General features: G+C 66.5%; 1 protein-coding gene. It reads left to right on the forward strand.

The features are described 5' to 3' along the window. The coding region (locus ACWEO2_RS44105; protein WP_452410846.1) for a type I polyketide synthase at positions 1-5,904 on the forward strand (5,904 nt) is incomplete at both ends.

Here is a 5,904-nt window from a genome sequence, read left to right on the forward strand (position 1 = left end):
TTGACCGCGCCGAACGGTCCGTCGCAGCGGCGGGTGATTCGGCAGGCGTTGGCGAATGCCGGGGTGTCGCCGGTCGAGGTGGATGTGGTCGAGGCCCACGGCACTGGTACCACGTTGGGTGATCCGATCGAAGCCCAAGCCTTGCTTGCTACCTATGGGCAGGACCGTGATGCGGATCGTCCGCTGTGGCTGGGGTCGTTGAAGTCCAACATCGGTCACACCCAGGCCGCTGCGGGTGTGGGTGGTGTGATCAAGATGGTGATGGCGATGCGGCACGGGCTGCTGCCGCGAACTCTGCATGTTGATCAGCCCTCGACGAAGGTTGATTGGTCCGAGGGTCATGTGCGGCTGCTGACCGAGCCGCGGCCATGGCCCGTGACCGATCGGCCGCGCCGCGTCGGTGTGTCCTCGTTCGGTATCAGCGGCACCAACGCCCACGTCATCCTGGAACAGGCCCCGGTGGTGGAGCCTGCCCCGGTGCCGGTTGTGCGGACTGTCCCGGCTGTGTTGCCGTGGGTGGTTTCGGCACGCAGTAGCCATGCTCTTGCCGATCAGGCCGATCGTTTGACATCGCATGTGGGCGAACACGATCCGATTGATATCGGTTTCTCGTTGGCGTCGGCGCGCAGTGTGTTCGAGCATCGCGGGGTTGTCGTGGCCGAGGGGCGTGACGATCTGCTGGCCGGTGTGCGGGCATTGGCTGCCGGTGTGCCGGCTCCCGGTGTGGTGTCCGGTCGTGTGGTGTCGGGTTCGACGGGTGTGGTGTTTTCGGGTCAGGGTGCGCAGTGGGCGGGTATGGCTACTGAGCTGCGCGGTGCGTATCCGGTGTTCGCCGAGGCTTTCGATGCGATCGTGGCTGAACTGGATCCGCTACTGGGGCAATCGGTTTCGCTGAGCGCTGCTTTGGTGAGCGATGACCTGATCGACCGGACCGTGTTCGCGCAGGCGGGTTTGTTCGCGTTCGAGGTGGCGTTGTTCCGGTTGCTGGAATCGTGGGGTGTGCGTGCTGATGTGGTGGCGGGTCATTCGATTGGTGAGGTCGCTGCCGCGCATGTGGCCGGTGTGTTGTCGTTGTCGGATGCGTGTGTGTTGGTGGCCGCGCGCGGCCGGTTGATGTGGGCGCTGCCCGCAGGCGGGGCGATGGTGGCGGTCGATGCGTCGGAGGCCGATGTACTACCGCTGCTGGCCGGTGGGGTGTCGATCGCGGCGGTCAACGGCCCGTCGTCGGTGGTGCTTTCCGGTGTCGAGAACGATGTCGTGGCTGTTGCCGATCGGTGCGTCGAACAAGGTTGGCGCATACACAGGTTGCGGGTGTCGCATGCGTTCCATTCGGCGTTGATGGAGCCGATGCTGGGCGAGTTCGCTTCGGCGATAGAGGGTTTGGCGTTCGGTCGGCCGAGCCTTCCGTTGGTGTCGACGGTGACCGGTGCCCAGGTGACCGATGAGATGTCGGATCCGTCGTATTGGGTCGGTCAGGTCCGGGACACGGTGCGGTTCGCCGATGCGGTTACCGCGATGGCGGGCCTGGGTGTCGCCAGGTTCGCCGAGGTCGGGCCCGACGCAGTCCTGACCCCGATGGTCGCCCAAACTCTCAGTGACGCAACGACAGTCGCTGTGACCAGACGTGGCCACGCAGCTGCCGCAACCGTATCGAATGCGGTGGCAGGGTTGTTCGTGGCCGGTGCCGAGGTCGACTGGGCCGGTCGCTACGCCGGTACCGGAGCCCGGCGAATCGACTTGCCCACCTATGCCTTCCAACACGAGCGGTTCTGGCTCGATGCCAAGCAGATGTTGGCCCAGTCGTGGCTCGGTGCCGAACTCGGCGGAATCACCGCCGTCGGGCTCGATACGGTGGACCACCCCTTGCTCGGTGCCGTTGTGCCGCACCCGGATTCGGGTGCAGTCAGCTTCACCGGCCGGTGGTCGGTGGACTCCGTTGAATGGCTGGCCGATCACCGCGTGCACGGAGTCGTATTGCTGCCGGGTACCGGATTCGTCGAGCTGGCTGGCTATGTCGGCGGTCTGCTGGGCTGCGCGGTGGTGGACGAGCTTGTCCTGCACACCCCGTTGACGTTGCCCGCCGAAGGCAGTGTCGCGGTACAGGTCGTGGTGGCCGCTGCCGACGAGGCCGGTCGCCGACGACTGACCGTCCATTCTCGACCGGACGCAGCGGGTGCGTGGTCGCTGCACGCCGAGGGTGTGCTCGCCCCGGGGGACGCCGTGGCTGATTTCGATCTGACTTCGTGGCCTCCGGTGGGCGCGCAGCCGTTGGACGTCGACGGAGCCTATGACGAGTTGCTCGAACTCGGTTACGGGTATGGCCCGTTCTTCCAGGGTTTGCAGGCGGCATGGCGGCGCGGCGATGAATTGTTCGCCGAGGTCGCGCTGCCGGATCCGCAGGACGCCAAGGGTTTCGGAATCCATCCCGCATTGTTCGACTCGGCCTTGCACGCCGGGATCATTCATGGTCGGCACAGCGGAAACGGTTCCGCGGTGCTGCCTTTCGCCTGGAACCGGGTGGTCGTGCACTCGGCAGGTGCCGCCGCCGTGCGGGTACGCAGCGTCCTCGAAGGCGACAACTTCGCCGTGCAGATAGCCGATGACCAGGGCCGGCCGGTGCTGTCGGTGGGCGCTCTGGTGTCTCGGCCGGTATCGGCCGAGCGCCTGGGCGCGGACCGGTTGTCGGATGCCCTCTTCGGCGTGGAATGGGTCACCGTTGCGCCGTCGTCGGCGGTGCATGTCGAGCCGGGCCGCGTGGCGGTACTCGGTTCCGGCCGGAACCGCGGTGACCGGGGTTCCGGTGCGATGCGGCGCTATCGTGATCTCGCGGCGTTGATCACCGATCTGGATGCGGCCGAGGAGCCGGTTGTTCCCGACATCGTGCTGCTCGAGTGCCCGCTGCCCGACGGTCCGCCGACAGCGGCGGCCCGGCAGGTCGTGACCGGTGTGCTCGACACCGTCCAGGGTTGGCTGGCCGAAACCCGTTTCGCCGCTTCCCGTTTGGTTGTGCTGACCAAGCAAGCAGTGGCCGTTGCCGATTCCGAGCAGGTGCGTCTGGATCAGTCGCCGGTGTGGGGGCTGCTGCGTGCTGCGCAGGCCGAGCACCCGGCTCGGTTCCAGCTCGTCGATCTGGATCAGGACGTTGACCTGTTCGCTGTCGCGACCGCGGTGGCAGCCGCCGCTGGGGAACCGGAGGCCGCGCTGCGTGGCACGACCCTGCTCGTGCCGCGGTTGGCCCGCCGCGCACCCGGCACGATCATTCGGCTGTCCGAGCCGGGCACCGTGCTGGTGACCGGTGGCACGGGTGGTCTGGGTGCGGTGATCGCTCGGCATCTGGTGACCGAACATGGTGTGCGGCATCTGCTTTTGACGTCTCGGCGTGGCCTGCACGCTCCCGGTGCCGCCGAGTTGCGTGCAGAGTTGGTCGGGCTCGGCGCTGCGGTCACCATTGCCGCGTGTGATGTGTCCGAGCGGTCTGCGCTGGCCGCGCTGCTGGACGGCGTCTCCGACGAGCATCCGCTGGTGGGCGTGGTTCATGCGGCGGGAACTGCCGATCACGGTGTGATCGAGTCGATGACGGCGGACCGGATCGAGTATGTGTTCCGGCCCAAGGTCGATGCGGCGTGGCATCTGCACGAGCTCACGCGTGATCGGTCGCTGTCGCTGTTCGTGCTGTTGTCCTCGGCGGGTGGGCTGGTGCTGGCCGCTGGTCAAGCCAATTACGCTGCGGCGAATGTCTTCCTGGATGCCCTCGCGGTGCATCGACGCGGTCTGGGATTGCCTGGGACCTCTCTCGATTACGGGTTGTGGGCGCGATCGAGCGGTCTTGGTACGGAGCTGTCCGAGGACGATTTCGATCGGATGCGCAGGCAGGGCTTCCCGCCGCTGACCGAGGCCGAGGGTCTGGCGTTGTTCGATGCGGCGATTGCCACCGATACCGCTCAGCTGGTAGCGCTGCGGGTCGATCCGGCGGTGCTTCGAACCAGGGGCGAGCAGGTCCCGGCTCTCGTGCGCGCGATCGCACCGATTCCGGTGCGCCGCCACAGCCGGACCTCGGCGGGTCAGGCGTTCCTGCAGCAGCTAGCGGGCCTGTCGGATGCCGACCGCAATAGTGCCCTGGTCGACCTTGTCCGCGCGGTTGCCGCCGAGATTCTCGGACACGCCTCCCTCGTTGCTGTTGCACCCCAGCAGGCTTTCCAGCAGCTCGGGTTCGACTCGTTGAGCGCCATCGAGTTCCGCAACAAGCTCAACACCGCGACCGGTCTGCTACTCCCGGCCACGCTCATCTTCGATTACCCCAATCCACAAGTCGTGGCCGAGTTCATCGGTACGCAAATCACCGGTACCGAAGCTCTCGAAGAGCGCGCGGTCAGTCGGGTCCGAGCCGACGACGAGCCGATCGCGGTGGTGGCGATGGCCTGTCGCTATCCCGGTGGTGTCGCTTCGCCGGAGGATCTGTGGAATCTGGTCGTCTCGGGCGTTGACACCACCGGTGCGATGCCGGTGGATCGCGGCTGGGACATCGAGGGCATCTACGATCCCGAGCCCGGTAAGGCAGGCAAGACCTATACGCGTAGTGGCGGGTTCTTGTACTCCGCAGCCGAATTCGACGCCGACTTCTTCGGGATCAGTCCGAACGAGGCCACGATGATGGATCCGCAGCAGCGGTTGCTGTTGGAGGTGTCGTGGGAGGCGCTGGAACGGGCCGGTGTCGATCCTGCGGTGCTGCGTGGCAGCTCCACCGGGGTGTTCACCGGTCTGATGTACCACGACTACGCCCGAGCAACCGGGACCGGTAGCGGTTCCGCCGGCAGTTTGGTCTCGGGTCGGGTGTCGTATGTGTTCGGCCTGGAAGGGCCGTCGGTCACCGTGGATACGGCATGTTCGTCGTCGCTGGTGGCAATGCATCTGGCCGGGCAGTCGCTGCGGTCGGGGGAGTGCGATCTGGCATTGGCCGGTGGTGTGGCCGTGATGGCGACCCCTGATATGTTCCTCGAATTCGGGCGGCAGCGGGGGTTGTCGCCGGACGGTCGGTGTAAGTCCTTCGCCGACACGGCCGATGGTGTCGGTTGGTCCGAAGGTGCCGGTGTACTGGTGTTGGAACGGTTGTCCGACGCTCGCCGCAACGGTCATCAGGTGCTGGCGGTGCTTGCCGGTTCGGCGGTGAATCAGGATGGCGCCTCGAATGGCTTCTCCGCGCCGAACGGTCCGTCGCAGCAGCGGGTGATCCGCCAAGCGCTGGCGAACGCCGGTATCTCTCCGGACGAGGTCGACGCGGTGGAGGCCCACGGCACCGGTACCACGTTGGGTGATCCGATCGAGGCGCAAGCGCTGTTGGCGACGTATGGGCAGGATCGTGCGGCGGATCGTCCGTTGTGGCTGGGGTCGTTGAAGTCCAACATCGGTCATTCCCAAGCCGCCGCGGGTGTGGGCGGTGTGATCAAGATGGTGATGGCGATGCGGCACGGGCTGCTGCCGCAGACCCTGCATGTCGATCAGCCCTCGACGAAGGTTGATTGGTCCGAGGGCCATGTGCGGTTGTTGACCGAGTCGGTGGCGTGGCCGGTGGCGGATCGGCCGCGTCGTGCTGGTGTGTCGTCGTTCGGTATCAGTGGCACGAATGCTCACGTCATCATCGAGCAGGCCCCGATGACCGAGCCGGTCGCGGAGCCAACTCCGGCGCTGGATTCGCTGCCGGCTGTATTGCCGTGGATGCTCTCGGCCCGCAGTGGTGCGGCTCTTGCCGCCCAGGCTGCCCGCCTGATATCGCAGGTGGCCGAGCACAACTCGATCGATATCGGCTTCTCGCTGGCATCGACGCGTGGTGTGTTCGAGCACCGGGCTGTTGTCGTGGCCGAGGACCGTGCTGGTCTGCTCGCGGGAGCGCGGGCGCTGGCTGCCGGT

The sequence above is a fragment of the Nocardia sp. NPDC004278 genome (genome assembly GCF_053602975.1).